General features: G+C 66.0%; 25 protein-coding genes. 15 read left to right on the top strand and 10 right to left on the bottom strand.

Annotated features, from left to right (window positions below; translation table 11 throughout):
- Window positions 1-35: 35 nt before the first annotated feature.
- The 4 genes from coaBC to ACPUER_RS14890 all read right to left on the bottom strand — a co-directional run bounded on the left by coaBC (window position 36) and on the right by ACPUER_RS14890 (window position 5,750).
- A complete protein-coding gene (gene coaBC / locus ACPUER_RS14905; RefSeq protein WP_425131459.1) occupies window positions 36-1,247 on the bottom strand; it encodes a bifunctional phosphopantothenoylcysteine decarboxylase/phosphopantothenate--cysteine ligase CoaBC in 1,212 nt (403 codons plus the stop codon).
- 67 nt (window positions 1,248-1,314) lie between these two features.
- Window positions 1,315-1,815 carry a signal peptidase II gene (lspA, locus tag ACPUER_RS14900; RefSeq protein ID WP_034178821.1) on the bottom strand — a complete coding sequence of 167 codons (501 nt, stop codon included), beginning with the start codon at window positions 1,813-1,815 and terminating at the stop codon, window positions 1,315-1,317.
- Window positions 1,816-1,817: 2 nt separating this feature from the next.
- Window positions 1,818-4,655: an isoleucine--tRNA ligase gene (gene ileS, locus ACPUER_RS14895; RefSeq protein ID WP_425131458.1), complete on the bottom strand. Its 2,838-nt coding sequence runs from the start codon at window positions 4,653-4,655 to the stop codon at window positions 1,818-1,820.
- 102 nt (window positions 4,656-4,757) lie between these two features.
- Window positions 4,758-5,750 carry a bifunctional riboflavin kinase/FAD synthetase gene (locus ACPUER_RS14890; RefSeq protein WP_072444889.1) on the bottom strand — a complete coding sequence of 331 codons (993 nt, stop codon included), beginning with the start codon at window positions 5,748-5,750 and terminating at the stop codon, window positions 4,758-4,760.
- Window positions 5,751-5,872: 122 nt separating this feature from the next.
- Between ACPUER_RS14890 and purN the strand changes: the two genes are divergently transcribed.
- The 6 genes from purN (at window position 5,873) to nadC (ending at window position 12,953) form a co-directional block, all read left to right on the top strand.
- On the top strand, window positions 5,873-6,535 hold the full coding sequence (purN, locus tag ACPUER_RS14885) for a phosphoribosylglycinamide formyltransferase (RefSeq protein ID WP_175961881.1): 663 nt from the start codon (window positions 5,873-5,875) through the stop codon (window positions 6,533-6,535).
- Window positions 6,532-7,794, top strand: a complete 1,263-nt coding sequence (locus ACPUER_RS14880; protein WP_425131457.1) for an RsmB/NOP family class I SAM-dependent RNA methyltransferase — start codon at window positions 6,532-6,534, stop codon at window positions 7,792-7,794. Before purN ends, ACPUER_RS14880 begins: the two co-directional genes overlap by 4 nt.
- A 17-nt stretch (window positions 7,795-7,811) precedes the next feature.
- Window positions 7,812-9,209, top strand: coding sequence for a mechanosensitive ion channel family protein (locus ACPUER_RS14875; RefSeq protein WP_425131456.1), 1,398 nt, complete (start codon window positions 7,812-7,814; stop codon window positions 9,207-9,209).
- Between the two features lie 225 nt (window positions 9,210-9,434).
- A complete protein-coding gene (locus tag ACPUER_RS14870) occupies window positions 9,435-10,631 on the top strand; it encodes a DesA family fatty acid desaturase (protein ID WP_310142080.1) in 1,197 nt (398 codons plus the stop codon).
- Window positions 10,632-10,938: 307 nt separating this feature from the next.
- On the top strand, window positions 10,939-12,075 hold the full coding sequence (nadA, locus tag ACPUER_RS14865) for a quinolinate synthase NadA (RefSeq protein WP_175961878.1): 1,137 nt from the start codon (window positions 10,939-10,941) through the stop codon (window positions 12,073-12,075).
- Window positions 12,072-12,953 (top strand): carboxylating nicotinate-nucleotide diphosphorylase, encoded by an 882-nt coding sequence (gene nadC, locus ACPUER_RS14860; RefSeq protein ID WP_425131455.1) that lies wholly within the window; start codon window positions 12,072-12,074, stop codon window positions 12,951-12,953. Before nadA ends, nadC begins: the two co-directional genes overlap by 4 nt.
- A 92-nt stretch (window positions 12,954-13,045) precedes the next feature.
- Here the strand turns inward: nadC and nadB are convergent, their stop codons facing one another.
- From nadB to radC, 4 genes are all read right to left on the bottom strand, one after another.
- Window positions 13,046-14,632: an L-aspartate oxidase gene (nadB, locus tag ACPUER_RS14855; protein WP_175961876.1), complete on the bottom strand. Its 1,587-nt coding sequence runs from the start codon at window positions 14,630-14,632 to the stop codon at window positions 13,046-13,048.
- Window positions 14,633-14,792: 160 nt separating this feature from the next.
- A complete protein-coding gene (gene rpmG / locus ACPUER_RS14850; protein ID WP_006478046.1) occupies window positions 14,793-14,960 on the bottom strand; it encodes a 50S ribosomal protein L33 in 168 nt (55 codons plus the stop codon).
- A 17-nt stretch (window positions 14,961-14,977) separates the two neighbouring features.
- On the bottom strand, window positions 14,978-15,211 hold the full coding sequence (gene rpmB, locus ACPUER_RS14845; protein ID WP_004186391.1) for a 50S ribosomal protein L28: 234 nt from the start codon (window positions 15,209-15,211) through the stop codon (window positions 14,978-14,980).
- 240 nt (window positions 15,212-15,451) lie between these two features.
- Window positions 15,452-16,225: a RadC family protein gene (gene radC, locus ACPUER_RS14840; protein WP_310142069.1), complete on the bottom strand. Its 774-nt coding sequence runs from the start codon at window positions 16,223-16,225 to the stop codon at window positions 15,452-15,454.
- Here radC and ACPUER_RS14835 point away from each other — a divergent pair.
- The 9 genes from ACPUER_RS14835 (at window position 16,224) to ACPUER_RS14795 (ending at window position 23,569) form a co-directional block, all read left to right on the top strand.
- Window positions 16,224-16,358, top strand: a complete 135-nt coding sequence (locus ACPUER_RS14835; protein ID WP_258170484.1) for a hypothetical protein — start codon at window positions 16,224-16,226, stop codon at window positions 16,356-16,358. The two genes, radC and ACPUER_RS14835, sit on opposite strands and share 2 nt — an antisense overlap.
- 3 nt (window positions 16,359-16,361) lie before the next feature.
- Window positions 16,362-16,817, top strand: a complete 456-nt coding sequence (locus tag ACPUER_RS14830; RefSeq protein WP_034178811.1) for an FKBP-type peptidyl-prolyl cis-trans isomerase — start codon at window positions 16,362-16,364, stop codon at window positions 16,815-16,817.
- A gap of 2 nt (window positions 16,818-16,819) precedes the next feature.
- Entirely contained in the window at window positions 16,820-17,800 is a 981-nt protein-coding gene (gene ispH, locus ACPUER_RS14825; protein WP_310142064.1) for a 4-hydroxy-3-methylbut-2-enyl diphosphate reductase, read from the top strand.
- Window positions 17,801-18,003: 203 nt separating this feature from the next.
- Window positions 18,004-18,756 (top strand): amino acid-binding protein, encoded by a 753-nt coding sequence (locus ACPUER_RS14820; protein ID WP_175961874.1) that lies wholly within the window; start codon window positions 18,004-18,006, stop codon window positions 18,754-18,756.
- Between the two features lie 213 nt (window positions 18,757-18,969).
- Complete coding sequence (locus tag ACPUER_RS14815; RefSeq protein ID WP_047898817.1) at window positions 18,970-19,920, top strand: branched-chain amino acid ABC transporter permease; 951 nt, start codon at window positions 18,970-18,972, stop codon at window positions 19,918-19,920.
- Window positions 19,921-19,938: 18 nt separating this feature from the next.
- On the top strand, window positions 19,939-21,108 hold the full coding sequence (locus ACPUER_RS14810; protein WP_175961873.1) for an ABC transporter permease subunit: 1,170 nt from the start codon (window positions 19,939-19,941) through the stop codon (window positions 21,106-21,108).
- A gap of 23 nt (window positions 21,109-21,131) precedes the next feature.
- A complete protein-coding gene (locus tag ACPUER_RS14805) occupies window positions 21,132-21,908 on the top strand; it encodes an ABC transporter ATP-binding protein (RefSeq protein ID WP_034178806.1) in 777 nt (258 codons plus the stop codon).
- Window positions 21,908-22,624 (top strand): ABC transporter ATP-binding protein, encoded by a 717-nt coding sequence (locus ACPUER_RS14800; RefSeq protein WP_034178805.1) that lies wholly within the window; start codon window positions 21,908-21,910, stop codon window positions 22,622-22,624. Before ACPUER_RS14805 ends, ACPUER_RS14800 begins: the two co-directional genes overlap by 1 nt.
- A gap of 273 nt (window positions 22,625-22,897) precedes the next feature.
- Window positions 22,898-23,569 (top strand): DUF2278 family protein, encoded by a 672-nt coding sequence (locus ACPUER_RS14795; RefSeq protein ID WP_204424212.1) that lies wholly within the window; start codon window positions 22,898-22,900, stop codon window positions 23,567-23,569.
- Between the two features lie 27 nt (window positions 23,570-23,596).
- Here ACPUER_RS14795 and ACPUER_RS14790 read toward each other — a convergent pair whose 3' ends face one another.
- Together ACPUER_RS14790 and ACPUER_RS14785 are read right to left on the bottom strand one after the other, a co-directional pair.
- Window positions 23,597-24,052, bottom strand: coding sequence for a GNAT family acetyltransferase (locus tag ACPUER_RS14790; protein ID WP_111016302.1), 456 nt, complete (start codon window positions 24,050-24,052; stop codon window positions 23,597-23,599).
- A gap of 13 nt (window positions 24,053-24,065) precedes the next feature.
- Window positions 24,066-25,250, bottom strand: coding sequence for an acetylornithine transaminase (locus tag ACPUER_RS14785; protein WP_425131454.1), 1,185 nt, complete (start codon window positions 25,248-25,250; stop codon window positions 24,066-24,068).
- Window positions 25,251-25,423: the final 173 nt, after the last annotated feature.

Genomic DNA, 25,423 nt, shown 5'->3' with positions numbered 1-25,423 from the left:
GGAAGGGCGCGGCGGCGAGGGCCGCCGCGCGGGGATCAGATCAGGCGGTTGTCGGGCAGGCGCTTCGCGATTTCCGCGACGAGCACATGCGCGAGTTCGTCCTTCGGTGCGCGCGGCAGGCGCGTGAGGCCGGCGGCTTCGAACAGCACGACTTCGTTGTCGTCGCGCCCGAACGTCAGCGGGCCGAGGTTGCCGACCAGCAGCGGCACGTTCTTGCGCTTGCGCTTCTCGTCGCCGTGCACGTCGAGGTCGGCGCTTTCGGCCGCGAACCCGACGCAGAACGGCGGATCGGGCAGCGCCGCGACCGACGCGAGGATGTCGGGGTTCTCGACGAACGCGAGCGCCGGCATCTTGCGGTCGGCCGTCTTCTTCATCTTGTGCTCGGCCGGCTGGTCGACGCGCCAGTCGGCGACCGCGGCCACCGCGATGAAGATGTCGGCATCGGCGACCGCTTGCATCACCGCGTCGTACATCTGCTGTGCGGTCTGCACGTCCTGGCGGGTCACGCCCCACGGCGTGTCGAGCGCGACCGGCCCCGCGACGAGATGCACGTCGGCGCCGGCCTGCTGCGCGGCGCGCGCGAGCGCGAAGCCCATCTTGCCGCTCGAGCGGTTCGTGAGGCCGCGCACCGGGTCGAGCGGTTCGAACGTCGGCCCGGCGGTGATCAGCACGCGCCGGTGCGCGAGCACCTTCGGCGCGAAGTGCGCGACGATCGCTTCATAAATCGCGTCGGGTTCGAGCATGCGGCCGTCGCCGACTTCGCCGCACGCCTGCGCACCCGAATCCGGGCCGAGCACCGACACGCCGTCCGCGCGCAGTTGCGCGACGTTGCGCTGCGTGGCCGGGTTTTGCCACATCTGGCGGTTCATCGCGGGAACGACGAGCAGCGGACAGTCGCGCGCGACGCACAGCGTCGACAGCAGGTCGTCCGCGAATCCGTGCGCGAGCTTCGCGAGGAAATCCGTCGACGCGGGCGCGATCACGATCGTGTCGGCTTCGCGCGACAGGTCGATGTGCGCCATGTTGTTGTCGATGCGCGCGTCCCACTGGCTCGTATAGACGGGCCGGCCCGACAGCGCCTGCATCGTGACGGGCGTGATGAACTGCGTGGCGGCTTCGGTCATCGCGACCTGCACGGTCGCGCCGGCCTTCGTGAGCAGCCGCGTGAGCTCGGCGATCTTGTAGCAGGCGATGCCGCCCGTCAGGCCGAGAACGAGGTGTTTTCCTGCGAGTTCTGCGTGTGCCAACTCAGGCCTCCAAGGGTCAAACGGGACGGCCGGCGCGAGGCCGGCCGTCGACGCCGAGTATGCGCGCTTAGCGCGAGCCGCGCACGCGACGCAGTTCGTCGTAGATCAGCAGCACCGCGCCGACCGTGATCGCGGAATCGGCGAGGTTGAACGCCGGGAAGTGCCAGGCGCCGAGGTGGAAATCGAGGAAGTCGATCACGTGACCGTAGACGAGCCGGTCGATCACGTTGCCGAGTGCGCCGCCGAGGATCAGCGCGAGCGACAGGCTGAACAGCCGCTGGTGGCCGTGGCGCTTCAGCAGGAAGCAGATCACGAGCGTCGCGCCGATCCCGAGCGCAGTGAACGCCCAGCGCTGCCAGCCGCCTGCGGTCGACAGGAAGCCGAACGCGGCGCCGCGGTTGTACACCAGCACGAGGTTGAAGAACGACGTCAGCGCATGCTGCGCGCCGTACGCGAACGTTTTCAGGATCGCGATCTTCGACAGTTGATCGAACAGGATTACGATCAGCGAAATGCCGAGCCAGGGCGCAAGCGCGCCGCTGGCCGGTTTCGACAGGGTTTTCGCCATAGTTAAGCAGCGCTCCGGATTTCGCCGTTTTCAAAGAGGTTCGAGAAGCAGCGGCCGCACAGCGTCGGATGATCGGCGTGCGCGCCGACATCTTCGCGGTAGTGCCAGCAGCGTTCGCACTTCTGGTACTTCGACGCGGCCACGTCGACGCTTTCCTGCGCTTCGTCGTCGACCTTGACGACCGTCGCGGCCGACGTGATCAGCACGAACTTCAGGTCTTCGCCGAGGCTCGTGAGCGCGTCGTAGCGCGCGCCGCTCGCGTGCACGGTCACTTCGGCCTGCAGCGACGAACCGATGCGGTTCGCGGTGCGCGCTTCCTCGAGCGCCTTCGTCACGTTGCCGCGGACGTCACGCAGCAGCGCCCACTTCTCGATCAGCGCGGCCGAGCCGGCGACTTCCGGATACGCGTAGTAGGTTTCCGTGAAGATCGTGTCGCTGGCCGGCTGGAACACCTTCCATGCTTCTTCCGCGGTGAACGACAAGAACGGCGCGAGCACGCGCAGCAGGCCCTGCGTCAGGTGGTACAGCGCCGTCTGTGCGGAGCGGCGTGCGCGCGAATCGGCCGCGCTCGTGTACAGACGGTCCTTCAGCACGTCGAGGTAGAAGCCGCCGAGATCCTCCGAGCAGTACGTCTGCAGCTTCGCGACCACCGGGTGGAATTCGTACTTCTCGTAATGGCCGAGCAGTTCCGTCTGCAGTTGCGCCGAGAACGCGACCGCATAGCGGTCGATCTCGAGCCATTCGTCGGCCGGCACCGCGTGCTGCGCGTAGTCGAAGTCCGACAGGTTCGCGAGCAGGAAGCGCAGCGTGTTGCGGATGCGGCGATAGCCTTCGGTCACGCGCTTCAGGATTTCCTCGGAGATCGCGAGCTCGCCCGAATAGTCGGTCGACGCGATCCACAGGCGGATGATTTCCGCGCCGAGGCGGTTCGCGACTTCATGCGGGTCGACGCCGTTGCCGAGCGACTTGCTCATCTTGCGGCCTTCGCCGTCGACCGTGAAGCCGTGCGTGAGCAGGCCCTTGTACGGTGCGCGGCCGTCGATCATCGACGCGGTCAGCAGCGACGAGTGGAACCAGCCGCGATGCTGGTCCGAGCCTTCGAGGTACAGGTCGGCCGGGAACTGCAGTTGATCCTTGTGCGAGCCGCGCAGCACGTGCCAGTGCGTCGTGCCCGAGTCGAACCACACGTCGAGCGTGTCGCGGTTCTTTTCGTACAGGTTCGCGTCGTCGCCGATCAGCTCGCGTGGATCGAGCGTCTGCCACGCCTCGATGCCCGACTGCTCGACGCGCTTCGCGACTTCCTCGAGCAGTTCGAGCGTGCGCGGGTGCAGCTCGCCGGTTTCCTTGTGCACGAAGAACGCCATCGGCACGCCCCACTGGCGCTGGCGCGACAGCGTCCAGTCGGGACGGTTCGCGATCATGCTGAACAGGCGCTGCTTGCCCCACGACGGGTAGAACGCGGTCGCGTCGACGCCTTCGAGCGCCGTTTCGCGCAGCGTCTTGCCGCCGGCGCGCGGCGTGACGTCCATGCCGGCGAACCACTGCGACGTCGCGCGGTAGATGATCGGCGTCTTGTGGCGCCAGCAGTGCATGTAGCTGTGCGTGTACTTCTCGCTGCGCAGCAGCGAGCCGGCCGCGTTCAGCGCGTCGACGATCTTCGGGTTCGCATCCCAGATCGACAGGCCGCCGAACAGCGGCAGCGATTCGATATAGCGGCCGTCGCCCATCACCGGGTTGATGAAGTCCGAATCGGTCATCCCGTGCGCCTTGCAGGACATGAAGTCCTCGATGCCGTACGCGGGCGACGAGTGCACGACGCCGGTACCCGTGTCGGTCGTCACATAGTCGCCGAGGTAGACGGGCGCGGTGCGCTTGTAGCCGGGGTGGGCCGGTGCGAGCGGGTGGTGGAAGCGCAGGTTCGCGAGCTTCACGCCTGGCGTGGTCGCGACGACGCGGCCCGTCAGCTTGAATTCCTCCATGCATGCGGCGACGCGTTCTTCCGCGATGATCAGCAGCCCGCGCTCGGTGTCGACCAGCGCGTAGACGATTTCCGGATGGAGGTTCAGCGCCTGGTTCGCGGGAATCGTCCACGGCGTGGTGGTCCAGATCACGATGCCGCCTTCGGCGCGCGGCAGTGCCGGCAGGCCGAACGCCTGCGCGGTCTTTTCCGGTTCCGCGAACGCGAACATCACGTCGATCGTCGGATCGGTGCGGTCCTTGTACTCGACTTCCGCTTCGGCGAGCGCCGAGCCGCAGTCGAAGCACCAGTTCACCGGCTTCAGCCCGCGATACACATAACCCTTCTCGATGATCTTGCCGAGCGCGCGGATCTCTTCCGCCTCGTTGACGAAGTTCATCGTCTTGTACGGGTTGGCCCAGTCGCCGAGCACGCCGAGGCGCTTGAAGCCGACCTTCTGCTTCTCGATCTGCTCGGTCGCGTATGCGCGCGCCTTGCTCATCACTTCGGCCGCCGGCAGCGACTTGCCGAACTGCTTCTCGATCTGGATCTCGATCGGCATCCCGTGGCAATCCCAGCCCGGCACGTACGGCGCGTCGAAGCCGGCCATGTTGCGCGACTTGACGACGATGTCCTTCAGGATCTTGTTGACGGCGTGGCCGAGGTGGATGTCGCCGTTCGCATACGGCGGGCCGTCGTGCAGGATGAACTTCGGCCGGCCCTTGCTGGCCGCGCGGATCTTGTCGTAGATGCCGCGCGCTTCCCATTCCTTGACCCACTGCGGCTCGCGCTTGGGCAGGTCGCCGCGCATCGGGAACGGCGTGTCGAGCAGGTTGACCGGATACTTGGCCTGCGGTTTCGAATCGGCTTTCTTGTTGCTCATGATGGGATCGCTATCAAATCGGGGGACGCTTGTGCGTCGTGAATCGGGTATGCGCGCGACTGTGCGGCGCGTGGGTGCGGCGCGCAGGCGCCGCCGTCCGGATCAGCTAATTCGGTCGGTTGCCGACGTCGAGAAGCCCGTTGCGCGGCTGCCCGGCGCACGATCGCGCTCGACGAAATACGCGCGCGCATTCGCGACGTCCAGTGCGATCGCGCGCGACAGCGCCTCGAGATCGTCGAATTTCGCTTCGTCGCGCAGCTTCTTCAGGAATTCGACGCGGATGAGCTTGCCGTACGCATCGCCGTGCCAGTCGAGCAGATGGACTTCGAGCAGCACGCGGCCCGAATCGTCGACGGTCGGACGCAGGCCGAGGCTCGCGACGCCCGGCAGCGGGTCGGGGCCGAGGCCGTGCACCTGCACGACGAAGATGCCTGCGAGCGCCGGCCGCTTGTGCGCGATCGGCAGGTTCAGCGTCGGGAAGCCGAGGTCGCGGCCGAGCTTCAGCCCGTGCGCGACGTGGCCGCTGATCGCATAACCGTGGCCGAGCGCCTGCGCGGCCGCGTCGAGATCGCCGGCCGCGAGCGCGGCGCGCACGCCCGAGCTCGAGATGCGCGTGCCGTCGCTGCCCGCCACCGTGCCCATCTGCTCGACTTCGAAGCCGTACTGCTCGCCGGCCGCCTTCAGCGTGTCGAAGGTGCCCGCGCGCTTCGCGCCGTAGCAGAAATCGTCGCCGACCATCATCCAGCGCGTGTGCAGCCCGTTCACCAGCGTGCGCTCGACGAACGCCTGCGGCGACTGGCTCGCGAACGTGTGATTGAAATGCTCGACGACCACGCGATCGACGCCGTGCTCGCGCAGCGCCTCGAGCTTGTCGCGCAGCATCGCGATGCGCGGTGGCGCGCCGGCCGGGTTGAAGAATTCGCGCGGGTGCGGCTCGAAAGTCATCACGCACACGGGCAGTCCGCGCGCGTCCGCTGCCGCGCGCACGCGCGCGAGCAGGGCCTGGTGGCCGCGATGGACACCGTCGAAGTTGCCGATCGTCAGCGCGCACGGGGCGCGGCTCTCGGCGTTGGGCAGGCCGCGAAAGACTTTCACGATAGCGGATGCAGCGTCGGGGAATGGGCGGTGGGATGCCGCAAAGCAGAAGATTATAAACGTTCGGGCGGGCCGGCGGCCGAGAAGGCGGGAAACGCGGGGGCGAATGGTAAAATTCGCGGATGAAAAAACTCGTGATCCTGATTTCCGGTCGCGGCAGCAACATGGAGGCCATCGTCCGCGCGTGCGCGCAGGAACGCTGGCCGGCCGAGGTTGCTGCCGTGATCGCCAACCGGCCCGATGCGGCCGGCCTGGCTTTTGCCGCGTCGCACGGGGTGGCGACCGCGGTGGTCGACCACCGGTCGTTCGACGGCCGCGACAGCTTCGACGCGGCGCTCGCCGCCGAGATCGACCGCTTTGCCCCCGATCTCGTGATCCTCGCGGGCTTCATGCGCATCCTCACGCCGGCATTCGTCAGACGATACGAAGGCCGGCTGCTGAACATTCACCCGTCGCTGCTGCCGAGCTTCAAGGGCATCCACACGCACCAGCAGGCGCTGGACGCGGGTGTCGCGCTGCACGGCGCGAGCGTGCACTTCGTGATTCCCGAGCTCGACAGCGGCGCGATCGTCGCGCAGGGCGCGGTGCCCGTGCGCGCGGGCGACGACGCGGCCGCGCTCGCGCGGCGCGTGCTGACGGTCGAGCATGTGTTGTATCCGCGCGCGGTGCGCTGGTTCATCGACGGGCGTTTGCGCCTCGAGAACGGCCGGGCAGTGGTGGCGCCGGAAGAGGCGCGCTGGATTTTCGCGGATCAACCGCATACCGAAACGAGTGAGGGCGTATGAAGCTGCACGGATTCCTGATCGGCCAGACCGAGACTTTGCTGGCCGAGGTGCTGAAGTTCGCCGGCCCCGCTGACGCGACGACGAGCCGGTTCTTCCGCGCGCACCCGAAGCTCGGGCATGCCGAGCGCGGCGTGATCGCCGAGGCCGTGTTCGCGGTGCTGCGCCGGAAGATGGAGTTTTCGCATCTCGCCGAGAGCGGCACGGGCACGCCCGCGCGGCGCCTCACGCTGCTCGGCCTGATGCAGACGGCCGGCCGCAATGCGCTGAAGCCGTTTTTGTCCGACACCGAGTCTGCATGGCTCGAGCACGTGTCGAAGATCGATCCCGCGAGCCTGCCGGTGCGCGTGCGCACGAACCTGCCGGACTGGATCCACCAGGCGCTGTCGGCACGTTTCGATGCCGAGGAACTCGCGCAGCTCGCGGCCGCGCTGAACTACCCGGCGCCGCTCGACCTGCGCGCCAACGCGCAGAAGGCGACCCGCGACCAGGTGATCGACGCGCTGCGCGCGAACGGCATCGATGCGGGTGCGACGCCGTTCGCGCCGTTCGGCGTGCGCGTGGTCGGCAAGCCGGCGCTGACGCGCTTGAAGCTGTTCGAGGAAGGCGAGATCGAGGTGCAGGACGAAGGCAGCCAGTTGCTGTGCTCGCTGGTCGCGCCGCGCCGCGGCGAGATGGTCGTCGATTTCTGCGCGGGCGCGGGCGGCAAGACGCTCGCGCTGGGCGCGATGATGCGCTCGACCGGGCGCCTCTATGCGTTCGACGTGTCGGAAAAGCGCCTTGCGAAGCTGAAGCCGCGCCTCGCGCGCAGCGGGCTGTCGAACGTGAACCCCGTGCTGATCGACAGCGAGCACGACGCGAAGATCAAGCGGCTCGCCGGCAAGATCGACCGCGTGCTGGTCGACGCGCCGTGCAGCGGCCTCGGCACGCTGCGCCGCAATCCGGACCTGAAGTGGCGCCAGACGCGCACGGCGATCGACGAGCTGGCGCCGAAGCAGGCGTCGATCCTCGCGAGCGCCGCGCGCCTCGTGAAGAAGGGCGGCCGGCTCGTCTACGCGACCTGCAGCGTGCTCGACGCCGAGAACGAGCGCATCGTCGAGCAGTTCCTGGTCGACCATCCCGAGTTCGTGCTGGTGCCCGCGCAGAAGGTGCTGGCCGACCAGCGCATCGAACTCGAGACGGGCGACTACCTGTCGTTGTGGCCGCACCGTCACGCGACCGACGGCTTCTTCGCCGCGGTGCTCGAGCGGCGCGCGCAGTAACGGCGGCACGGACGGACATGGAGAATCTGCAGAGCCGCCTGCTGTCGCACCGGCTGGCATCGGTGATTCGCGACTTTCACCAGCCGGTGATGATCTGGCAGGCGGCGATCCTCGTCGGCGCGCTGTGTTTCGCATGGGTGGCCGCACGCTTCGTGCACGGCCGGATCGATGCGCGCCGGCGGGCGGCCGGACGCGCGCCCGGTGCGGGTGCGCATAGCTTGAAACGCGCTTTGTTTCCGTTGTTCGGCGGCATCTTCGTGGGCGTCGCGCAGCTTGCGTTCGACCCGTTCATGTCGACGGCGCTGCTGTCGCTCGCGCTCGTGCCGTTGTTCGGCATCGGGCTGATCTACGTGCTGTTCTTCTTCGCGCGGCGCGTGTTCGCGCGCGATGGCCACACGCATGCGTGGCTGTCGATCGTCGAGAAGATCGTGTCGACCGTCGTGTGGGCCGCGATGGTGCTGACCGTGCTCGGCATCCAGCACGACGTGCTCGGTTGGCTCGACAGCGTGCAGTTCCGCGTCGCCAATGCGCACCTCACGCTGCTGTCGCTGATCTCCGGCGCGCTGTGGGTCTGCGTGACGCTGATGGTCGCGATGTGGCTTGGCTCGGTGCTCGAGGATCGCCTCACGCGCGCGAGCACGCTCGATGCGAACCTGAAGGTCGTGCTGTCGCGGGTCGGCCGCGCGCTGCTCGTGTTCGCGGCGATCCTGATCGGGCTGTCGCTCGTCGGCATCGACGTGACGGTGCTCGGCGTGTTCGGCGGCGCGGTCGGTGTCGGCCTCGGCTTCGGGCTGCAGAAGATCGCGAGCAACTATGTATCGGGCTTCATCATCCTGCTCGACCGCTCGCTGCGGCTCGGCGACGCGATCAGCGTCGGCGGGCTGCAGGGCGTCGTCACGCAGATCCGCACGCGCTACACGGTCGTGCGCGGCCTCGACGGCAACGAGACGCTGATCCCGAACGAGAAGCTGATCACCGACGTCGTGCAGAACCAGTCGTCGTACCTGACGCGCGGTTATGCGAAGGTCGCGGTGCAGGTCGCGTACACGAGCGATGTCGAGCACGCGCTCGTGCTGCTCGCCGACGCCGCGAAGGACGTGCCGCGCGTGCTGGCGGAGCCTGCGCCGACCCCTTATCTGGTGAGCTTCGGCGCGGACGGGATCGACCTGGAGCTCGGCTTCTGGATCGAGGATTCGGCGAAAGGCACGTCGGGCGTGCGTTCGGCCGTGAACCGCAACATCTGGCGGCTGTTCGGCGAGCACGGGATTTCGATTCCGTTTCCGCAGCGCGAAGTGCGCGTCGTCGGGCTGCCGGACGGTTTTGCCGCCACTGGTGCGGCGGCGGGGCACGATCCGGCGGCCGGCGATCCGGTGGCCGGTAACGGTGCGGCGGACGGGCGCGCGCCGGCTGCATAGCGCGCGTCGGTCGTCAATCGTATCGATCCCGCGGTCGGAACCGGATCGCGGGCCTTTCCAAGTCCGCCCGTGGACTGTTCCGGTTGCGCCAGGGCAAGAAAATATTCATTTTTTACAAAGACTTGGAACGGTTGAAGTAAAATCCAAGTCTATTCGCGGTATGCTTTCATTTTTCTGACGCCTGCGCGAGCCGGCATCGCTCTCATCTCATCACAGGTAACTGCCTTGTTGAATTCCCTGCTCGATTTTCTTTCCCACGGGCTCCTGCATTTTTCGTGGTGGCAGGTCGCGCTGTTCGCGCTCGCCGTCACGCACGTCACGATCATCGGCGTGACGGTCTACCTGCACCGTTGCCAGGCGCACCGCGCACTGGAACTGCATCCGATCGCGAGCCACTTCTTCCGCCTCTGGCTGTGGATGACGACCGGCATGCTGACCGGCCAGTGGGCCGCGATTCACCGCAAGCACCATGCGAAGTGCGAGACCGAGGAAGATCCGCACAGCCCGCAGACGCGCGGCATCTGGAAGGTGTTCCTCGAAGGCGCCGAGCTGTATCGCGCGGAAGCGAAGAATGAAGAGACGATGCGCAAGTTCAGCCACGGCACGCCGAACGACTGGATCGAACGCAATATCTATTCGAAGTACCCGATCCTCGGCGTGAGCCTGATGATGGTGGTCGACGTCGCGCTGTTCGGCGTGCTCGGCCTGACCGTATGGGCCGTGCAGATGGTCTGGATTCCGTTCTGGGCGGCAGGCGTCGTCAACGGCTTCGGCCACTTCTGGGGCTACCGCAACTTCAACTCGGCCGACGCGAGCACGAACCTGTTCCCGTGGGGCATCGTGATCGGCGGCGAAGAACTGCACAACAACCACCACACGTTCGCGACGTCGGCGAAGCTGTCGAACAAATGGTACGAGTTCGACATCGGCTGGATGTACATCCGCATCATGTCGGCGTTCGGTCTCGCGAAGGTGAAGAAGGTCGCGCCGACGCCGCGCCTGAACAAGCCGAAGACGGTGCTGGACCAGGAAACGCTGCAGGCCGTGCTGTCGAACCGCTACGAAGTGATGGCGCGCTACGGCAAGGCCGTGAAGCGTGCGTACCGCCAGGAGCTCGCGCACCTGAAGGAGCTCGGTTCGAGCGAGAAGTACCAGTTGATGCGCGGCGCGCGCAAGTGGTTCCACAAGGACGCCGACGGTCTCGACGAGCCGCAGAAGAAGTTGCTGCCGGAAATCTTCGCGAACAGCCAGAAGCTGCATACGTACTTTCAGTTGCGCCAGGATCTCGCCGCGATCTGGGATCGTTCGACCGCGTCGCGCGAACAGCTTCTCGCGCAATTGCAGGATTGGTGCCATCGCGCGGAACAAAGCGGCATCAAGGCGCTGCAGGAATTCGCGACACGCCTGCGTCGCTACGCCTGATTCGAAATCGATTAGAATCTCAGGACGTCAAAAACCCCGCGTTGGCGGGGTTTTTTCATTTGGGCCGCCGGTTTTTGACGAAAGAGATCGGCAGGGCTCGAATTTGTATGAGGCTTGGGGCAGCGGCGCAATGGTGCCCCGGGGCGAGCGTAGAGGATGGGATCGGAGTAGTGTTGAAGCGCTGATTCTGGTTGACTGCGAAGCATGGGGTCCGAGTAAGCGCTAAAGCGCCAACTCGGACCGACCGCGAAGCATGGGATCAGAGTAAGCGCTAAAGCGCTAACTCTGATCGACAGGAGATATGGAGATGCAATCGACGATCAAACCCGTCGAGTACGACCGGCCCGTCGCAGCAGGGACCGTGTGCGGCGTGGGGCAGGCATGGGCCAAGGTGCCCGATGCGCCGTCCCCCGAGGAACGCGCTGCGCTGAAGGCGCGCATCAAGGCGCTGCTCGTGCGTGAAAGGGCCGTGCTGGTCGCGCACTACTACGTGGATGCCGAGCTGCAGGAACTCGCCGACGAAACCGGCGGCTGCGTTGCCGATTCGCTCGAAATGGCCCGCTTCGGTCGCGATCACGACGCGCAGACGCTGGTCGTCGCCGGCGTGCGCTTCATGGGCGAAACCGCGAAGATCCTGAGCCCGAACAAGCGGATCCTGATGCCCGATCTCGATGCGACCTGTTCGCTCGACCTCGGCTGCCCGGTCGATGAATTCTCGGCGTTCTGCGATGCGCATCCCGATCGTACCGTCGTCGTCTATGCGAACACCAGCGCGGCCGTGAAGGCCCGCGCGGACTGGATGGTCACGTCGTCGATCGGCCTCGAGATCGTGGCCGACCTGCACGCGCGCGGCGAGAAGATCATCTGGGCGCCCGATCGCCATCTCGGCAGTTATATCCAGAAGAAAACCGGCGCCGACATGCTGCTGTGGCAGGGCTCGTGCCTTGTCCACGACGAGTTCAAGGGCATCGAGCTCGACCTGCTGCGCGCCGAATATCCGGACGCGAAGGTGCTCGTCCATCCGGAATCGCCGGAAAGCGTCGTTGCGCAGGCCGATGTGGTCGGCTCGACGACGCAGCTGATCGATGCGGCCGTGAAGCTGGACGCGACGCGCTTCATCGTCGCGACCGATCTCGGCATCCTGCACAAGATGCAGCTCGCGGCGCCCGGCAAGACCTTCATCGCAGCGCCGACGGCCGGCAACAGTGCGACCTGCAAGAGCTGCGCGCACTGCCCGTGGATGGCGATGAACGGTCTTGCGAACCTTGCCGACGTGCTCGAACGCGGTCACAACGAGATCTTCGTCGATCCGGCGATCGGCGAACGTGCACGCCTGCCGATCGACCGGATGCTCGATTTCGCGGCCGCGCACAAGAAGCGCGTGCAGGCGAGCGGCGACCTGCAGCGCGACCAGCAACTGTTTGCGAACGTGGGGGCAGCATGACCGGTGCTGTATCCCCGCTTTACGACGTCGTTCGCGAGCAATACGGCGCGGCATTCGACGATGCGATCGCGCGCAACGTTGCCGATGCGATCGCGGAAGACGTCGGCACCGGCGACCAGACCGGGCGTCTCGTGCCGGCCGGCGGGCGTCGCCGCGCGCGCATCATCGTGCGCGAGGAAGCCGTGCTGTGCGGCGTGCCGTGGTTCGAGGCGGTGATCGACCGGATCGACCCGGCGATCGCCGTGCATTGGCGCTATCGCGAAGGCGACCGGATGATGCCCGATTCGACCGTCTGCGAACTCGAAGGGCCGGCGCGCGCGCTGTTGACGGCCGAGCGGAACGGGCTGAACTTCCTGCAACTGCTGTCGGGTGTCGCGACCGCGACGCGCCGTTACGTCGACCGCGTCGAAGGCACGCGCGCGAAGATCCTCGATACGCGCAAGACGCTGCCGGGCCTGCGCCTCGCGCAGAAGTACGCGGTGCGCGTCGGCGGCGGCGAGAACCAGCGTCTCGCGCTGTACGACGGCATCCTGATCAAGGAGAACCACATCGCAGCGGCGGGTGGTGTCGGCGAGGCGCTCGACGCGGCGTTCGCGCTCGATTCGGGCGTGCCCGTGCAGGTCGAAGTCGAGACGCTCGCGCAGCTCGATACGGCGCTTGCGCATCGCGCGCAGTCGGTGTTGCTCGACAACTTCACGCTCGACATGATGCGTGAAGCGGTGCGCGTGGCGGCCGGCAAGGCCGTGCTCGAAGTGTCGGGCGGCGTCAATTTCGACACGGTCCGCGCGTTCGCGGAGACGGGCGTCGATCGTATCTCGATCGGCGCGCTGACGAAGGACGTGCGCGCGACGGATTATTCGATGCGGATCGTCGACTGACCGAGCGTCATGTGATCAGACAAAGAAGCCGTTGGCGTGCAAACGCCAACGGCTTTTTTCCTGTGCGACCGCAGCCGGGAAGGCGCAGCGGTTCAGCGACGCGCGCGCGGCGTGAGCACGCTCGGCAGCGCCTTCGGCAGCGTGTGCGGCCAGTCGCGGCTGTAGTGCAGCCCGCGGCTTTCGCGGCGCGACTGCGCGCTCTTCACGATCAGCGTCGCCACGTCGACGAGGTTGCGCAGTTCGAGCAGGTCGCGCGTCACGCGGAAGTTCGCGTAGTACTCGTGGATCTCGTCGCGCAGCAGCGACAGCCGGTGCTTCGCGCGTTCGAGGCGCTTGTCGGTGCGCACGATGCCGACGTAGTTCCACATCAGGCGACGCAGCTCGTCCCAGTTGTGCGCGACGACGACTTCCTCGTCCGCATCCGACACGCGGCTTTCGTCCCATGCCGGCAGCGTGGCCGGCGTGTCCGAATCGAAGCCTGCCGCCTCGATCGCTTCGGCCGCCGCGCGGCCGATCACGAGACATTCGAGCAGCGAGTTGCTCGCGAGCCGGTTCGCGCCGTGCAGCCCCGTGTACGACGTTTCGCCGACTGCATACAGGCCCGCGAGATCGGTGCGCCCGGCGAGATCGGTCACGACGCCGCCGCACGTGTAGTGCGCGGCCGGCACGACGGGAATCGGCTGTTTCGCGATGTCGATGCCGAATTCGAGGCAGCGCGCGTGGATCGTCGGGAAGTGTTCGCGCAGGAACGCTTCCGGCTGGTGGCTGATGTCGAGATACACGCAGTCGATCCCGCGCTTCTTGATCTCGAAGTCGATCGCGCGTGCGACGATGTCGCGTGGCGCGAGCTCGGCGCGCGGATCGTGCGCGGGCATGAAGCGCGTGCCGTCGGGCAGCTTCAACAGGCCGCCTTCGCCGCGCACGGCCTCCGAAATCAGGAACGATTTCGCATACGGATGGAACAGGCAGGTCGGGTGGAACTGGATGAATTCCATGTTCGACACGCGGCAGCCGGCGCGCCATGCCATCGCGATGCCGTCGCCGGTCGCCGTGTCGGGGTTCGTCGTGTACAGATAGACCTTGCCGGCGCCGCCCGTTGCGAGCACCGTGTGCGGCGCCTCGATCGTGATCGTGCGGTCATTGTCGACGTCGAGCGCATAGAGGCCGTGACAGCGGCGGCCGGGCAGGCCGAGCCGGTCCGACGTGATCAGGTCGATCGCATGGTGATTTTCGAAGAACGTGATGTTCGGATGCTGGCGCGCGCGCTCCGACAGCGTCGCAAGCACCGCATGGCCGGTCGCGTCGGCCGCGTGAATGATCCGGCGGTGGCTGTGGCCGCCTTCGCGCGTCAGGTGGAAGCCGAGTTCGGCTGCGTCGTCCTTCGTGAACGGCACGCCTTGCGAGATCAGCCATTCGATCGCTTCGCGGCCGTGCTCGACGATATAGCGCGTCGCACCTTCGTCGCACAGGCCGCCACCGGCGACCAGCGTGTCGTCGACGTGGTTCTCGATGCTGTCCGCCGAATCGAGGACCGCCGCGATGCCGCCCTGCGCGTTATCGCTTGCGCCCTCCATCATCGAACGTTTCGCGATCAGCGCGACACGTCGCGTGCTGGCCAGATTGAGTGCGACCGACAGCCCTGCCAGGCCGCTGCCGACGATCGCCACGTCGAATTTCATGCTGCATCTCCATCGTTACGCTTTTGATCTTGTGCGTTCCGGCGGCCATGGCCGCGGAAAGGGGAGAGCATACCGCGTCGGGCCCGAGCGTGCGCGCAAAACAAAAAGCCCCGCATGCGCGGGGCTTTTCGGTCGCCGTCAGGCTGGCAGAAACCGGAGATTACTTGATCTTGGTTTCTTTGTATTCCACATGCTTGCGGACGACGGGATCGAACTTCTTGATCGCCATCTTTTCCGGCATGTTGCGCTTGTTCTTCGTGGTCGTGTAGAAGTGACCCGTACCAGCGGTCGACTCGAGCTTGATCTTGTCGCGTGCGCCTTTTGCCATGATTGTGCTCCTTGGGCTTAGGCTTCGCCGCGTGCGCGCAGGTCAGCGAGCACGGAATCGATGCCGTTCTTGTCGATCAGGCGCAGGCCGGCGTTCGAAACGCGCAGGCGCACCCAGCGGTTTTCGCTCTCTACCCAGAACCGGCGATTTTGCAGGTTCGGCAGGAAGCGGCGCTTGGTCTTGTTGTTGGCGTGGGAAACGTTGTTGCCGCTCATCGGCGCTTTCCCAGTTACTTGGCATACGCGTGCCATGAGAGCACTCCTAATACGCTAAATTCGGGGTTCGATCGCCGATGAAGGTTCTCATCGCGCCGCCACGTGATCCATGGCTGCACTCTCAGAACGCCGTAGCCCTTGCAGACAAGGCCCTTCGATGGCTAGAACTGGTTGGAAAAAAGACAGACGGCGATTCTAGCAGAAAAAGTTCAGGAAAATCAAACCTAATTTCGCTTCGCCGTTGTGGCGCCCCGAGGCGGGCCGCCGCGCCACAGTCTACAGCCAACCGGCACGTGCGAACGAGAAAGTGTCGCTGGTGCCGACGACGACGTGATCGAGCAGCCGCACGTCGACGAGTTCGAGCGCGTCGCGCAGCACGCGGGTCAGGCGGCGGTCCTCCGCGCTCGGCTGCACTGCGCCCGACGGATGGTTGTGCGCGACGATCAGCGCCGCGGCGTTATGCGTCATCGCGCGGCGCACGATCTCGCGCGGGTAGACGGCCATGCGCGTCAGCGAGCCGCGCGTGATTTCCTCCGTCTCGATCAGGCCGTGGCGGGCGTCGAGGTACACCGCGACGAACACTTCGTGCGGGTGCGAGCCGATCTTCAGCCGCAGATAATCCTCGACCGCGCCGGGCGAATCGATCGGCGTACGTTCGGATGCTTTCTCCTTCAGCATGCGCCGCGCGATCTCGGTGACCGCGGCCAGCCGTGTGGAGCGCGCAGGGCCGATGCCGGGGTGTGCCTCGAAATCGTCGGTCGTCGCCTCGAGCAGCCCGCGCAATGTTCCGAACTGCTTGACCAATGCGCGGGCGCTGACGAATACGTCGTGTCCTGGCTTGCCGGTGCCGAGCAGCAGCGCGATCAGTTCGTCGTCGGTCAGCGCGGCCGGTCCGCGCTCCAGCAATCGCTCGCGCGGCCGCTCGGGCCGCCAGTCGCCCGGGCGGCGCTTGCGCCGGCGGATCGGGAGGACGCGGCGGGGCGGATCGGTCGGCACATCGGCGGTGTCGCGGCATTCGACCGGCGGCAGGGCGAGACAGGGTGACAGCATGCTCGAAACTCCATTGGCGGCGGGCGGTCTGCGCGACGTCGTCGCACTTTCCGCCTTGCGCGCTCAGGTGACTTACAATATTGGTTTTGCGCCGGGCCTTTTCGGCCGTATCGGGCGCCGACTGAACGAGTAATTCATGAGCCTCATCGATCTATCCGAAGTGAAGCCCGGTTCCCACGTCACGTTGCATTACCGGCTCGCACTGGCCGACGGCGCCGACATCGTCAACACCTTCACCGACAAGCCGGCCACGCTGCTGCTCGGCGCGGGACAGCTGGCGCCGTCGCTGGAACAGATTCTGCTCGGGCTCAGGGTTGGAGACCACTCGACTTTTCAGCTAACGCCCGAGCAGGGGTTCGGTCCCCGGAATCCCGACATGCTCCAGCGCGTGACGCTGTCGACGCTGCGCGAGAACGGGATGGTCGGCGACGATTTCACGCCGGGCGAGCTGATCGAGTTCAATGCGCCAGACGGCGGCCGGTATGCGGGGGTGCTGAAGGAAGTCGGCGAAACCTCGGCGCTGTTCGACTTCAACCATCCGCTCGCGGGCCAGGCGCTCACGTTCGAAGTGAAAATCATCGGAATCCTGTAATCATGAGCATCACCGATACGCTGTCCGGGCAGACCGTCGCCGCCGACGCCGAAATCCTGCTGGCCCAGCCGCGCGGCTTCTGCGCGGGCGTCGACCGCGCGATCGAGATCGTCGAGCGCGCGATCGCGATGCACGGTGCGCCGATCTATGTCCGTCACGAAATCGTCCACAACAAGTACGTGGTCGAGGATCTGAAGAAGAAAGGCGCGATCTTCGTCGAGGAACTCGAGGAAGTGCCGGCCGGCAATACCGTGATCTTCAGCGCGCACGGCGTGTCGAAGGCCGTGCGCGACGAGGCCGACGTGCGCGGGCTGCGCATTTACGACGCAACCTGCCCGCTGGTCACGAAGGTGCACGTCGAGGTGGCGAAAATGCGCCAGGACGGCGTCGATATCGTGATGATCGGGCACAAGGGCCACCCGGAAGTCGAAGGCACGATGGGGCAGGTCGAGCGCGGGATGCATCTCGTCGAGAGCGTCGAGGACGTGCAGAAGCTCGAGCTCGCCGATCCCGAGCGCATCGCGCTCGTCACGCAGACGACGCTGTCCGTCGACGACGCGGCCGAGATCATCGCCGCGCTGAAGGCGAAGTACCCGAAGATCCGCGAGCCGAAGAAGCAGGACATCTGCTACGCGACGCAGAACCGCCAGGATGCGGTGAAGTTCATGGCGCCGCAGTGCGATGTCGTGATCGTCGTCGGCAGCCCGAACAGCTCGAATTCGAGCCGGCTTCGCGAAGTGGCCGAGAAGCGCGGTGTGGATGCGTACATGGTCGACGCGCCCGATCAGATCGATCCGGCATGGGTCGCAGGCAAACGCCGCATCGGCGTGACGGCCGGCGCGTCGGCACCCGAAGTGCTCGCCCAGGCCGTGATCGCGCGACTGCGCGAGCTCGGCGTGCGCAACGTTCGCGCGCTCGACGGCATCGAGGAAAACGTGTCGTTTCCGCTGCCGCGCGGGTTGAACCTGCCGCCCGCTGCCTGATTGCCGCATCGCACCCGCGGAACACCGAAGCGCGCCTCCCGGCGCGCTTTTTTTTGTAAGTCGAAATCGAGATCGCAACCATTATTCGCGGTCATGGTGCAACCCGGTTGCTCCGCATGTTCGTGACCGTCTCTCAAAATTGGTTGCAATGCAGGAAAACCCCATCGAATCAGGATTATTGGCGTCCTATAAATGGAGTTACAATGCGCCCGTTTTCAAGCCTGAATGGCTTTGAAATCGGATTTTGGCAAGGCGCGGGAGACCATTCAATGCATGTGAAGTTGGCTTACGCCGTGTCCGTCGCCGCACCGGTTGCAATGCGTGCCGGTTGCAGCAAAAAGAGCGACGACGGGGCGGGCAGGGAGGCTGCGGTGTTCGCGGCATCGCCGGCCAGCGGCGTGCGCGTCGCCGGAACCGGTCGTGCGGCACCATCGGCGTGCCGCATCGCGCAATTGGGCAAGGACAAGGAAAACGGGGCACGTTTGGCGATCGAGGAAATCAACGCGCTTGGCCTGGCGAACGGCCGGGCAGCGGGCATGGAGGTTGCATTGCAACAAGCCGCCGGTCGCGGTGTGGCAGCGACAGTGCGTGCCGATCGACGGATGCCGGCTACGGCGCCGCATGCATGCGGCGATGCGCGCAGCGTGCGGATGTCACCGCCCCCTTTTCATTTCGATTCGACGAAACAGCGTGTCGCCGCGAGCGGTGGTGTCGTGGTGTGCGGTCTGGTTCGTACGATGGATTCCGACGCAGTCCCGACGCATGTCGGGCGCGGCTTTCGCGATGCCTTGCCAGGCGACGCGGCACGGAATCCGATCCGCCCGGATGCGGGGCTTGCCTCGCACCGGACGGAAAAAGGCACGGATGCCGGGCAACCGGACGATGGCCGTCTCGGCATGCTGCCCTACGACTTCAAGGAGGCCTCGAACACCGTCCTCGACGTCGTGACGATTTAGCGACGGGACTCATGACGGCACCGGAACAGTGCGGTGCCGTTTTTGTATCCGCTCCGGCGGCAGGTCCGGCCGTACAGGCCGGGCGGCGCGCGCCGGGACGATCCACACCCTTACCGGTATCGACTAGTACCCGCAGTGTCGCCGAGAAGGCGCGATTCCTCGCTTACCCGCGGGGCGCAACGTCCTCCGGCAGCACGGGCCAAGGAGCTTTAAATGGATATTTTCGTCCAGCAGGTTCTCAACGGGCTGGTGCTCGGCAGTGTGTACGCCATCATCGCGTTGGGATACACGATGGTGTACGGCATTCTCGGCATCATCAACTTCGCGCACGGCGACGTGCTGATGATCGGCGCGATGGTCGCGTTGTCGGCCATCACCGTGCTGCAGAACCATTTCCCCGGACTCGGCAACATCGCGACGCTGACGATCGCACTGGGCATTGCCGCGGTCGTCTGTGCATTCGTCGGCTTCACGATCGAGCGGGTCGCGTACAGGCCGCTGCGCCGCGCGCCGCGCCTCGCGCCGCTGATCACCGCGATCGGCGTGTCGATCCTGCTGCAGACGGCCGCGATGATCATCTGGTCGCGCAACCCGCTGCCGTTCCCGCAATTGCTGCCGACCGATCCGATCAACGTGATCAAGGCGACCGACACGACGCCCGGCGCCGTGATCTCGGTGACTGAAATCGTGATCATCGCGGTGGCGTTCATCGTGATGGGCGGCCTGCTGCTGCTCGTGCACAAGACCAAGCTCGGCCGCGCGATGCGCGCGATCGCCGAAAGCCCGAACACGGCAAGCCTGATGGGCGTCAACCCGAACTTCGTGATTTCCGCGACGTTCATGATCGGCTCCGCGCTCGCCGCGCTGGCCGGCGTGATGATCGCGTCCGAATACGGCAACGTGCACTTCTACATGGGCTTCATCCCCGGCATGAAGGCGTTCACGGCGGCGGTGCTCGGCGGTATCGGCAACCTCGGCGGTGCGATGGTCGGCGGCGTGCTGCTCGGCCTGATCGAGCAGCTCGGTGCCGGCTACATCGGCAACCTCACGGGCGGCGTATTCGGCAGCAACTACCAGGACGTGTTCGCCTTCATCGTGCTGATCATCGTGCTGGTGTTCCGTCCGTCGGGCCTGCTGGGCGAACGGGTCGCGGATCGCGCGTAACGGAAGGGAGCAAACAACATGACATCCATTCAACCGATCGAATCCTCGACGTCGCTCGTCGAAGAGCGCAATACCGCCAAGACCGTCATCATCGGCATCCTGACCGCTGTGTTCGTGATCGCCGCGCCGATCATCATCGGCTCGGCCGGCGGCAACTACTGGGTCCGCGTGCTCGACTTCGCGATGCTGTACGTGATGCTCGCGCTCGGCCTGAACGTGGTGGTCGGCTTCGCCGGCCTGCTCGACCTTGGCTATATCGCGTTCTACGCGGTGGGCGCGTACACGGCGGCGCTGCTGTCTTCGCCGCACCTGACCTCGCAGTTCGAGTGGATCGCGGCCCTCGCGCCCGGCGGGTTGCACATCCCGTTCCTGATCATCGTGCCGATCGCGATGGCGCTGGCGGCCACCTTCGGGATTCTGCTCGGTGCGCCGACGCTGCGCCTGCGCGGCGACTACCTGGCGATCGTGACCCTCGGCTTCGGCGAAATCGTCCGGATCTTCATGAACAACCTCGACCGTCCGGTGAACATCACCAACGGCCCGAAGGGGATCACGGGCATCGATCCGGTGCATGTCGGCGGTTTCAACCTGTCGCAGACGCACTCGCTGTTCGGCCTTCAGCTGCCGTCGGTCTACATGTACTACTACCTGTTCGTGCTGTGCTCGCTGCTGGTGATCTGGACGTGTACGCGCCTGCAGCATTCGCGCATCGGCCGCGCATGGGCGGCAATCCGCGAGGACGAGATCGCGGCGAAGGCGATGGGCATCAACACCCGCAACGTGAAGCTGCTCGCGTTTGCGATGGGCGCATCGTTCGGCGGCCTGTCGGGCGCGATGTTCGGTTCGTTCCAGGGCTTCGTGTCGCCTGAATCGTTCACGTTCTGGGAATCGATCGTGGTGCTGGCGTGCGTGGTGCTCGGCGGCATGGGCCATATCCCGGGCGTGATCCTGGGTGCGGTGCTGCTCGCGATCTTCCCGGAATTCCTGCGCTCGACGATGAGCCCGCTGCAGCATGCGCTGTTCGGTCATGACATCGTCGATACGGAAGTGATCCGTCAGGCGCTGTACGGCCTCGCGATGGTGATCATCATGCTGTACCGCTCGGAAGGCCTGTGGCCCGCGCCGAAGCATGAAGACAAGATCGCGAAACTGGCGAAGCGCGCCAGCAAGAAGCCGGTGCGCGCGTAACGAACGGACAAGGGGATACACACATGAGCGACAAGCAAATCCGACTGTCCGTGCAGGGCGTGAACAAACGCTTCGGCGGCCTGCAGGCACTGTCCGACGTCGGCCTGCAGATCAAGGAAGGCGAGATCTACGGTCTGATCGGCCCGAACGGCGCCGGCAAGACGACGTTCTTCAACGTGATCACGGGCCTCTACACGCCGGACTCCGGCGACTTCAAGCTGGACGGCCAGAACTACACGCCGACGGCCGTGCACCAGGTCGCGAAGGCCGGTATCGCGCGCACGTTTCAGAACATCCGCCTGTTCGGCGGGATGACGGCCCTCGAGAACGTGATGGTGGGCCGCCACGTGCGGACCAAGCACGGCCTGCTCGGCGCGGTGTTCCAGACGCCGGCCGAACGCCAGGAAGAGCGCGAGATCAAGGAACGCGCGATTGAGCTGCTCGAATACGTGGGCGTGCTGCAGTACGCGGACTACACGTCGCGCAACCTGTCGTACGGCCACCAGCGCCGTCTCGAAATCGCGCGGGCGCTGGCGACCGACCCGAAGCTGCTCGCGCTCGACGAGCCGGCGGCCGGGATGAACGCGACCGAGAAGGTCGAACTCACGCGCCTGCTCGACAAGATCCGCTCCGACGGTCGCACGATTCTGCTGATCGAGCACGACGTGAAGCTCGTGATGGGGCTGTGCAACCGGATGACGGTGCTCGATTACGGCAAGGTGATCGCCGAGGGTCTGCCGCAGGACGTGCAGAAGAATCCGAAGGTGATTGAGGCATATCTCGGCGCAGGGGTGCACTGATGGCAGCGGCAATGTTGAAAATCAAGGGCTTGCAGGTCAACTACGGCGGCATCCAGGCCGTCAAGGGCGTTGACATGGAAGTCCGTCAGGGCGAGCTCGTGACGCTGATCGGCGCGAACGGTGCAGGCAAGACCACGACGATGAAGGCGATCACGGGTCTGAAGCCGTATTCGGCGGGCGACATCGAGTACGACGGCAAGTCGATCAAGGGCATCCCGGCGCACGAGCTGCTCAAGCGCGGCCTCGCGATGGTGCCGGAAGGCCGCGGGATCTTCGCGCGGATGTCGATCGTCGAGAACATGCAGATGGGCGCGTACCTGCGCAACGACACCGAGCAGATCAAGAAGGACGTCGACCGGATGTTCGGCTTCTTCCCGCGCCTGAAGGAGCGTGCATCGCAGCTCGCGGGCACGCTGTCGGGCGGCGAGCAGCAGATGCTGGCGATGTCGCGCGCGATCCTGTCGAAGCCGAAGCTGCTGCTGCTCGACGAGCCGTCGATGGGGCTGTCGCCGATCATGGTCGAGAAGATCTTCGAAGTGGTGCGCGAGATCTCGAAGGAGGGCATCACGGTGCTGCTCGTCGAGCAGAACGCGCGCCTCGCGCTGCAGGCGGCCGACCGCGGCTACGTGATGGACTCGGGCATGGTCACGATGGAAGGCGATGCGAAGCAGATGCTCGACGATCCGAAGGTGCGGGCCGCGTATCTGGGTGAGTAAGTGAATGAATGAGCGGGCCCGGTGACGCGCGGCGGCAGGCGCCGCGCGCGTCGTGCAAGGGCTTTCGAAAGGCTGTCACGGGATGCCGTGACAGCCTTTTTTTCGTGTTGTGCGATTCGTGTCGAACTGTGCGTGCGAAGGCGACTCCATTCGACTGTTGCGCTGCGTACATGGCGCGGGAAACGACAGGACCGGTCGCCCGCAGCCGGTCGCCCGCAAACCGACACACGGGCCGCGTAGCATCGACAGCCCGTCGGCACACGGAGAACACGCATGAGTCTGGACTACGGTTTCGTGAAGGCGAAGGTGACATCGGTGGCGAAGCTGAAGGGCTCGCCGCACGGCAGCGAGATCCAGTATCACATCCACCTGACGCTGGCGCTGCCGGCCGGCGACTGGGATGTCGCGATCAACGTCGGCACCAGCGATGCGGACGACTTGCTGAACTACAAGCTGGTCTACGATTTCCACCATCCCGTCACGCAGACGCTCGCGGCCGCGGCGGAGGGCTACACCGACCTCACGGGGCAGGCCGCGCTGCCCGCGCTCGACTACCTGCGCAGCGACATCCTGAACGAGACGGGCGCGTGGCGCGCGAGCGCGGTGATGGACGGCACCGAGAACCCGGAGCCGATCCCGTCGCTGCTGCGGCTCGTGAGCGCCGCGCAGTCGCAGGGCCTCGACGTCGTCGTGTTCGGCCGCACGTATGCGGAAGGCAACGGCATTCACGACACGCACATGAACCAGGGCTCGACGGGCCCGAACTACCTGCATCGCGCAGGCGACGACCATAACGACCACAACGACGTCTGGCAGGACGGCGCGCTGATCGTGCGCGTGAGCGATACGCAGTGGGCCGCGTATTTCGCGGCGTTCGAACAGCAGGCCGTGCCCACCGACGCGCTCGGCAATCCGCTGCCGGGCGCGGGGCCGATCACGCGCTGAGGCCGGCCGCTGTCGCGGCCGGCTGCATCACGCGGCCGGCAGCGTCTTGCCGAACGAGATGCGCTCCTCGACGCGATAGCCGAGCGCCGCATAAAAGCGGCACGCGTCGTCGTTGCCGGGCAGCACCTGCAGGTTGATCTTCAGGCAGCCGCGCGCGGCGAGCGCGCTTTCCGCGTGCGCGATCAGCGCGCGGCCGACGCCGAGCCGCCGCGCGTCGTTCGCGACGCCGAACGAGTAGAGCCAGCCGCGATGTCCGTCGAAACCCGCCATCAGCGTGCCGACGACGCGCGCGCCGCTGGTCGCGACGAAGAACAGCTCGGGCTGCGTCGCGAGCTTCAGCTCGATCGATCGCAGCGGATCGCGGTGCGGCGGCGCGCCGGCTTCGTCGTACTGCGGGAACGCGTCGCGCCATACCGCGAGCACGGCATCGGTGTCGGCGCGTTCGAACGGGCGGATCGCGACAGCATCGGCGGCGGCATCCATCGCGGCGGTCTCCTTAGAGCGTGTCGAGGATCGACCGCAGCATCGCCATCATCTGGTCGATCTCGTCGGTCGTCACGTTCAGCGCGGGCATGAAGCGCAGCAGGTTCGGCCGCGCGGCGTTCAGCAGCAGGCCGTCGGGCTGCATGTCGCGCGCCTTCTCGACGATCTGCGGGCCGATATCCTTGCCGAGCAGCAGCGCGCGCAGCAGGCCTTCGCCGCGTTCGCCTTCGAAGCCGCGCTCCTCCGACAGCTCGAGCAGCTTGCGCTTCAGGTATTCGCCGCGTGCGCGCACGCCTTCGAGGAAGCCGGGCGCGACGAGCTGCGAGATCACCGAATAGCCGGCCGCCGTCATCAGCGGGTTGCCGTTGTACGTGCCGCCCTGGTCGCCGGCCTCGAACACCGCGACGTCGGCCTTCGACAGCAGCGCCGCGAGCGGCACGCCGCTGCCGATACCCTTGCCGAGCGTCATGACGTCCGGCTCGATGTCGGCGAGTTCGTACGCGAACAGCGTACCCGCACGGCCGCAGCCGCTCTGCACTTCGTCGACGATCAGCAGCAGGTTGTGCTGCTTCGTCAGCGCGCGCAGTTCGCGCATGAACTCGCGCGTTGCCGGGATCACGCCGCCTTCGCCCTGGATCGGTTCGAGCATCACGGCGACAGTCTTGTCGGTGATCAGCTTCTCGACCGAGTTGATGTTGTTCAGCTCGGCCTTCGGGAAGCCCGGCACCTGCGGCGCGTAGATCGTGTCCCAGCCCGGCTTGCCGCTGGCCGACATCGTCGCGAGCGTGCGGCCGTGGAAGCTGTGGTCGAACGTGATGATCTCGTACGCGCCGTTGCGGAACTTGCGGCCCCACTTGCGCGCGAGCTTGATCGCGCCTTCGTTCGCCTCGGCGCCGCTGTTCGTGAAGAACACCTTGTCGAACGCGCTGTGCTGCGTGAGCAGGCCCGCGAGCTTCGCCATCGGCTCGTTGTAGAACGCCGGCGACGGGTTCAGCAGCTTTTCGGCCTGCGTCTTCAGCGCTTCGACGACACCGTCGTTGCAGTGGCCGAGGCTGTTGACGGCCCAGCCCTGGATGAAGTCCAGATAGCGCTTGCCCGTGTGATCGTAGAGCCACGAACCCTTGCCGTGCGTAAACACGATGTCGGGGCGGTTCGTGATGTACATCAGCGAGTCGATCGGGTAATCGTTCAAGGGCATGGCAGCAGACTCCAGCGGACGTTGAAAGGGAAACGGGCAATAAAAAAGCCACGGAAGGCCGTGGCTGGTGGGTTCGAACAGCTTGTGCGTAACCGGTGAAGCAGTGTGGGGTTACGCGCGAGTCCGTGACGAGCCTGCGGCATCCGGGCGGAGCGGCGAGCGGCGACGTCGAA

The organism is Burkholderia sp. DN3021, assembly GCF_049805555.1.
Taxonomy (GTDB): domain Bacteria; phylum Pseudomonadota; class Gammaproteobacteria; order Burkholderiales; family Burkholderiaceae; genus Burkholderia; species Burkholderia pyrrocinia_C.
Note: the sequence above shows the minus strand (reverse complement) of the source record. Positions and strands in the feature narration are given on the sequence as shown.

What these genes read in the sequence shown, in the direction of transcription:
- lspA (WP_034178821.1), bottom strand. Translation starts at nt 1,815, where the DNA reads ATGGCGAAAACCCTGTCGAAACCGGCCAGCGGCGCGCTTGCGCCCTGG.
- ileS (WP_425131458.1), bottom strand. Translation starts at nt 4,655, where the DNA reads ATGAGCAACAAGAAAGCCGATTCGAAACCGCAGGCCAAGTATCCGGTC.
- purN (WP_175961881.1), top strand. Translation starts at nt 5,873, where the DNA reads ATGAAAAAACTCGTGATCCTGATTTCCGGTCGCGGCAGCAACATGGAG.
- ACPUER_RS14880 (WP_425131457.1), top strand. Translation starts at nt 6,532, where the DNA reads ATGAAGCTGCACGGATTCCTGATCGGCCAGACCGAGACTTTGCTGGCC.
- ACPUER_RS14875 (WP_425131456.1), top strand. Translation starts at nt 7,812, where the DNA reads ATGGAGAATCTGCAGAGCCGCCTGCTGTCGCACCGGCTGGCATCGGTG.
- nadA (WP_175961878.1), top strand. Translation starts at nt 10,939, where the DNA reads ATGCAATCGACGATCAAACCCGTCGAGTACGACCGGCCCGTCGCAGCA.
- nadC (WP_425131455.1), top strand. Translation starts at nt 12,072, where the DNA reads ATGACCGGTGCTGTATCCCCGCTTTACGACGTCGTTCGCGAGCAATAC.
- nadB (WP_175961876.1), bottom strand. Translation starts at nt 14,632, where the DNA reads ATGAAATTCGACGTGGCGATCGTCGGCAGCGGCCTGGCAGGGCTGTCG.
- rpmG (WP_006478046.1), bottom strand. Translation starts at nt 14,960, where the DNA reads ATGGCAAAAGGCGCACGCGACAAGATCAAGCTCGAGTCGACCGCTGGT.
- rpmB (WP_004186391.1), bottom strand. Translation starts at nt 15,211, where the DNA reads ATGGCACGCGTATGCCAAGTAACTGGGAAAGCGCCGATGAGCGGCAAC.
- ACPUER_RS14835 (WP_258170484.1), top strand. Translation starts at nt 16,224, where the DNA reads ATGCTCGAAACTCCATTGGCGGCGGGCGGTCTGCGCGACGTCGTCGCA.
- radC (WP_310142069.1), bottom strand. Translation starts at nt 16,225, where the DNA reads ATGCTGTCACCCTGTCTCGCCCTGCCGCCGGTCGAATGCCGCGACACC.
- ACPUER_RS14830 (WP_034178811.1), top strand. Translation starts at nt 16,362, where the DNA reads ATGAGCCTCATCGATCTATCCGAAGTGAAGCCCGGTTCCCACGTCACG.
- ispH (WP_310142064.1), top strand. Translation starts at nt 16,820, where the DNA reads ATGAGCATCACCGATACGCTGTCCGGGCAGACCGTCGCCGCCGACGCC.
- ACPUER_RS14820 (WP_175961874.1), top strand. Translation starts at nt 18,004, where the DNA reads ATGCGCCCGTTTTCAAGCCTGAATGGCTTTGAAATCGGATTTTGGCAA.
- ACPUER_RS14815 (WP_047898817.1), top strand. Translation starts at nt 18,970, where the DNA reads ATGGATATTTTCGTCCAGCAGGTTCTCAACGGGCTGGTGCTCGGCAGT.
- ACPUER_RS14810 (WP_175961873.1), top strand. Translation starts at nt 19,939, where the DNA reads ATGACATCCATTCAACCGATCGAATCCTCGACGTCGCTCGTCGAAGAG.
- ACPUER_RS14805 (WP_034178806.1), top strand. Translation starts at nt 21,132, where the DNA reads ATGAGCGACAAGCAAATCCGACTGTCCGTGCAGGGCGTGAACAAACGC.
- ACPUER_RS14800 (WP_034178805.1), top strand. Translation starts at nt 21,908, where the DNA reads ATGGCAGCGGCAATGTTGAAAATCAAGGGCTTGCAGGTCAACTACGGC.
- ACPUER_RS14795 (WP_204424212.1), top strand. Translation starts at nt 22,898, where the DNA reads ATGAGTCTGGACTACGGTTTCGTGAAGGCGAAGGTGACATCGGTGGCG.
- ACPUER_RS14790 (WP_111016302.1), bottom strand. Translation starts at nt 24,052, where the DNA reads ATGGATGCCGCCGCCGATGCTGTCGCGATCCGCCCGTTCGAACGCGCC.
- ACPUER_RS14785 (WP_425131454.1), bottom strand. Translation starts at nt 25,250, where the DNA reads ATGCCCTTGAACGATTACCCGATCGACTCGCTGATGTACATCACGAAC.